The following is a 5,315-nucleotide window of genomic DNA, read 5'->3' as shown; positions in this document are numbered from 1 at the left end:
CGCCAGCGTTGTTCGCCGCAGTCCGCGGGAAGGTTTGTGCTGTCGTAAGGCCGCGATCATCTCGGCCTTCAACCCACCCCTCGGCTGCGCGTAAATCGCGGCGTAGATCGTCTCATGGCTGATCAGGCGGGTTGGATCGTCGGGGTGCATGGACTTGAGCCTGCACGCAATCTGCTCGGGAGACCAGCGCCGGTGGACCAGCTTGCCCCGCACAAAGTCATGAAGCCACCCACCCTTGACCAGCTTCTGCCGCCGTCCGCACCGCTTGCGCAGCACCCGGTATCGGTCCGCGCCAAGCTGCGGGCAATACGGCCGGGCGGGGTCTCCCTCCGGACGGCCACGCCCCAGTTCCCGCCCGACGGTCGAGGCGCTGCGCCCCAGCAACGCCCCGATCGCCCCAAGGCTTGCCCCGCGCCGATGCTCCGCCAAAATCACGCCACGTTCCTCGCCGTTGAGGTGCTTGTATCGTCTGTCCATCGCAACATCCTATGCCCTGCGGGCGCTGGGTGTTGCACTCGAAACTTGAGCCTAAGCAGTTAGCCCTGTCCCGCAATCTGTCCCAATCATGTCTCGATTTTCGAGGCGTTTCAAAAATCTATCGACAGTCGATTTTTGCCAGCCCCACGCATCAGCCATGAAGCGAATAGACGCGACCAGCTGCCCGCGAACCAACGACACGGTGACATTACCAACACGCTTTTCCCTAGCCTTGTAGGACGCCTCCATGATCAGCCAAACGAAGGCTTCCCGCTCAGTAAAAGGTTGCGACTTGAACGCGGTATTGCGCCAGATATCTCGGGCTATGTTGACGGTACCGTTCACACCAACCTCCAATTCTTGAACACAGACGGCTCACTGTCAGCCGCACCCATCGCGTCGCCGACAATTGCGGGCGCAACAGGTCGCTGCTTCATTTTGTGGCTTTGATCGTTAAGGTGCAGCACTGCTGCCGCAACCCAAGGCAAGCCGTCTGCAATCGCTCGGCGTTCCAACCGGATCCGGACGCGAGACCGGGTGGGTGGGAATTCCGTTAACCAGCAGGCGCTAGCGGCTTGCAAGCTGCCGACGTGGCATGCACGTGAAGCCGACATTGCGCAGATAGCGCACCAGCGCCCACCTGGGAACCACAGCAGGCAGCACTTATGCGTCGACTTACAGCCCACCATCCCGGCGCGGAAATGGCATTTCAAAACTGAATGACTGCGAAATTGAAAGGTAATTTCGCGTTCGCGGAAGAAGTAGGGGCCCCCTCCTACTTCGCAAATCAAAGCGACGGTTGCGGGTCGTTGGAATTGTTCTCGCATCTTAACGCCTTGAAATATTGGGGAGCTGGATGGAAAGATGAAGCAGCGCTTTGCTAGTGTTCGATTGCCACTCAATCGCGTTTGCTAGTTTTGACCGAACTAACCTCCTTTGTTTACCCGAAGTAGGGGGACAACACTGGTTCTGAGGCGGCGCCTTTTATGTTTGGAGAAGACGCGCCGACTCGGCGACCGCCCTATCAAACGAATGGCCAAATTTACTTAGCCGACGCTTTGCCGGCTTCCCATGTTTCGATGTCCGACAACTTCCAGCGGGTGCAGCCAGGCGTTAAAACCACCGGTTTTGGAAATGTCGGATCAGACTTGGCCCAACGCCACGGCGTAGTACGGTGCACGCTAAAGCGGGCGGCCAGTTGAATATCGCTGCAGTAGGATTCGTCCATGTCATGCACTCCAATTGGTTGTCTTGGCGTGCAACATGACGGACTCGAAATATAAGGTCGTGGTTCAAATCTACTCAGGAGTCCTACACACGCATCGGAGAAGAAAATGCACTTAGCTTATGGCGGTTCAGCCAAATTCTTCGGATCGACTCGTAGCTGTCCGGTTGAAGTCGCAGAACTTGAAACGCTTCGGCAACTGCGTGGCAGGCACTTTTGCCTTCGTCCCGATCGCCACTTGTCGCGTTTAGCTTCAAATCATCGATGAGTTCGCGGATGAGAAGATAGATCAAGCGATCTCGCGTGTATGTTGCACCAGCATATTTTCCCTTCGCTTTGGGCCTTTTTGCGTGTCCTAGAATTGCTTTGCTGGCCCACTCGCGCAACACTTCTGGCACTATCTCTCCGTTGCGTACCCGGTCGGAAACAAACCAAAGTGCCGCATCGAAGCACACGGGGTCAAGCTGCGCTTGCGAGAAAAGTTCAGCGGCCGCTTTATTGATATCTTGTGTAAACCATACACAATTTTCCCGAGTTTGACCGACCAAGCCAAAGGAGCGTGCTCTTGCTTCAGCGAGCTTTTGATAAGGCGCTTCTGCAAGTTCAAACGCATATGCAAAATCGGACCTCAGTTCCCCAAGACATTCTTCGCAAAAAGGTTCGCCACGCGCGATGCAGTTACAATGGTCGAAACCGCAAGCTTGCTTGATCACGTAGCCGATTGCACATTTGTAGCAACCAATCGAGCTCATGCATTCGCATGGTGAGTAACGCGTCATCTTGAAAACATGATGATGTTGGCTGTCACAGCGGCATCACCTATCAAGAAATCGGCCCAAGCCGCCATCATCCCTTTCCTCTTTTCGATCATGTCACCACGCCGGTAGGCACTTTCTACCGCACTGCTGATTTTGTGTGCCAATGCAATCTCCGCCATATCACCAGAAAAATCAGTGCGCTCGGCTACCCAATCTCGGAATGTGCTGCGCATGCCGTGTGGCACAGCGGGACGCTTTGACGTGCGATCGACAAAACCCGGGCGCTGGGCGTCGATCTCGGCCTGATGAATGCGGCGCATTGTGGCGCTTAGGGTCATGTCCGATAACATTCCGCCACGGACCGCAGGGAAAACCAGATCGTTATCATCTAGACGTGGAAGCCCATCCAATAGCGCCATTGCGGCGGCAGGAAGCGGAACGCGATGTTCGCGGCTCATCTTCATGCGTTCCGCAGAAATAATCCATTGTGCATTCTTCAAATCGAATTCCGACCATTGCGCGCCCCTGACTTCGCCAGATCGGGCGGCAGTGAGCGCAGCGAATTCTAGGGCCCTCGCGCCAAACCCCTCTCGGCTGCGCAGTGCAGCAAACCACGCTGGCGCATCATCCAGCGCAACGGCGGGTTGGTTTTCAGACTTTGCCACCTTGGACGCCGCGGGGAGTAGTTCTTTAAGATTTCCAGCCCAGCGTGCCGGGTTATCGCCAGCTCGATGCCCGGAAACCGTTGCCCAGGACAGTACAGCTTCAATCCTCCCCCTTACCCTTTTTGCGGTTTCTGTCTTGTCCATCCAGATGGGTTGTAGGGCTCGGAGCACGTCACGAACGCCAATATCTGAAACCATCAACGAGCCAAGTGTTGGTATGGCGTACGTTCTCAGTGTTGAGCTCCATTGGCCCTTGTGTTTCGCGTTCTCAAAGCCATCTAGCTTTGCTGCAAGATAGCGATCAGTCGCCTGCGCAAAGGTGAGCCCCCTGCCGTTTGAGGCTGTTAGCGCGGCTTTGGCAGCTTTGCGTTCAGCAATTGGGTCTATGCCACGATCTATTTTATCACGCGCCTCACGCGCTTTTTCGCGGGCCGCAGCGAGAGTGACGGATGGATAACCGCCAAGCCCATGGTCACCGCGCTTGCCACCAATTGTGGCGCGCAAAATCCACGACTTCGCCCCGTTGGGAGTAATCTGCAGGTAAAGTCCCGTCACGCCGCCAACGGAAATCATGGTGGTGGATTTGCCGCCTCCATGCACAGCGCGCTTGATATCGAGAGACCCAAGCTCCTCGGCAACTCTTGGCATTCTGTCTACCCCTCTACACACCCATCTAAGACCATGCGATTATGTGCAATACGATGCAATTGATTGCTTCATTGCATGACAAAAAATTTCTGGTTTTTAAGGGATTAGGTGGGGTAGCGCGACTGATCGCATCACATCGCCATGCAAATATGGCGGCCACCGCTTCCGCCAACCACAATCTCAGACTGAGTACCTCTGGATCCCACGCGGAATTACCGTGTGATTTCAGATGGTTGCGCGCAGGATCTGGTCTCGGAGACAGCACCGCGCGCGTGCTTTGCGGGCAAATCGGACGCCCGTCTCTGCGACCCAGAAACGCGGTGCGGTTTGCAGAATTTTGACAGTTCGAGCTAAAGACCCAGAGCCTTGGCTTGCTCTTGCCAGTCGTGCGGCAGGGTTGTGCGCACAATCAGATTTGTGGTCAGATGGGAGGGTGCTGTTCCATCGAGGATGGCGCGCTGTAGATCCGGGGCCAGAAAAGCCAAAGCGACACGCGATCGGATGAGACTGTCGGAACAGTTTTCCGCCCTCGCGATGCTGCTCAAGCTTTCGCCGCGGCGCAAGCGGTTGGCCCAGCGATGCGCGCGCGCAAGGTTCTGCTGCAGAATGAGATCAGGCTGGGGTGCGAGGGTGTCGGTGACCAGGCGGGTTTCCGCGCCGCGACGGTGGCGTTGAAACGCCTGTTGAACGCTCATCACGTCGGGGTTCAGGGCGTCGGGATGCAGACCCAGACTCTGGGCCAAGGTCTCCCGACTGAAGTGTAAGATCATGCTGTCGGCGGTGATATGCACCTCGGCGATGAGCGGCCAGAGGTCTCCGGCCGCAGCTTTGCCGGAAAGTCTGTGCAAAGCGTCGGCGACAAGCCCCGCCGTGCTTGCCTCAGGTTGCAACAGCATATCGTGCTGTCTTGCCCGGGCGCGCAGATAGGTCCGAAGCGCATCAAGCGCCACAGCTTCCAGATGCGGCGCTGGCAAGCGCCAGCCCGTCGGGTCAGCCCCCTTGGTGATCAGGCGGCGGGAAGTATAGTAGCGAAAGCGTCTGTTGTGACGGTCGGTGTGACTTGGGGTCAGGCGATCCCCGGTTTCGTCGAACAGCTTTGCCATCAGCGGATCCGAGGGTTCGAGAGAGTTTTGCGGCGCGGTGGAGGTTGAATCCGCTTCGGTCGCAATAGCAGTAGCGACAGGGCGCTGACGCTTGCGGGCTGCAGCCTCCTGCAGCTTCGTCTGCATGGCTGACCACAGCGCCTCGTCGATAATCGCCGGATGCTGGCCGGGATGGACCAAGGTCTTGTGGCGGATCATGCCGCGATAGACCGGGTTGGTCAGCAGATAGTGCAATTGGCCGTTCGAGAACGGGGCGATGGTCGCGCCAACTGCCGCCCCTGTTGCATGATCGGATTTGCGCGGGCAGCGGCCCTGCGCGGCTGCTGCGATCCGCGTGGCCGCTAGGTGTTCAGTGCCGACATCTGGTGGATCGGGTTTAGGATGAATCGATCTGGCTCTGATGTCCAGATTTTGCAGATGTATGCGTAGGGCGTGAGGC

6 protein-coding genes are annotated in these 5,315 nt (G+C 57.2%); all 6 read right to left on the bottom strand.

Annotated features, from left to right (window positions below; genetic code table 11):
- A partial coding sequence (locus AKV04_RS13095) for a helix-turn-helix domain-containing protein (RefSeq protein ID WP_156317525.1) occupies nt 1-477 on the bottom strand: 477 nt, incomplete at its 3' end.
- Between the two features lie 51 nt (nt 478-528).
- On the bottom strand, nt 529-822 hold the full coding sequence (locus tag AKV04_RS13090) for a hypothetical protein (protein WP_202905619.1): 294 nt from the start codon (nt 820-822) through the stop codon (nt 529-531).
- 697 nt (nt 823-1,519) lie between these two features.
- Complete coding sequence (locus AKV04_RS25595; RefSeq protein ID WP_082351639.1) at nt 1,520-1,705, bottom strand: helix-turn-helix transcriptional regulator; 186 nt, start codon at nt 1,703-1,705, stop codon at nt 1,520-1,522.
- 83 nt (nt 1,706-1,788) lie between these two features.
- Complete coding sequence (locus AKV04_RS13085; RefSeq protein ID WP_054006869.1) at nt 1,789-2,454, bottom strand: hypothetical protein; 666 nt, start codon at nt 2,452-2,454, stop codon at nt 1,789-1,791.
- A 23-nt stretch (nt 2,455-2,477) separates the two neighbouring features.
- Complete coding sequence (locus AKV04_RS13080; RefSeq protein WP_054006868.1) at nt 2,478-3,773, bottom strand: tyrosine-type recombinase/integrase; 1,296 nt, start codon at nt 3,771-3,773, stop codon at nt 2,478-2,480.
- Between the two features lie 350 nt (nt 3,774-4,123).
- Complete coding sequence (locus AKV04_RS13075) at nt 4,124-5,134, bottom strand: recombinase family protein (RefSeq protein WP_235815640.1); 1,011 nt, start codon at nt 5,132-5,134, stop codon at nt 4,124-4,126.
- Nucleotides 5,135-5,315 lie beyond the last annotated feature (181 nt).

Origin of the sequence: Cypionkella psychrotolerans (assembly GCF_001294535.1) — a bacterium.
Classification (GTDB): Bacteria; Pseudomonadota; Alphaproteobacteria; order Rhodobacterales; family Rhodobacteraceae; genus Cypionkella; species Cypionkella psychrotolerans.
Note: the sequence above shows the minus strand (reverse complement) of the source record. Positions and strands in the feature narration are given on the sequence as shown.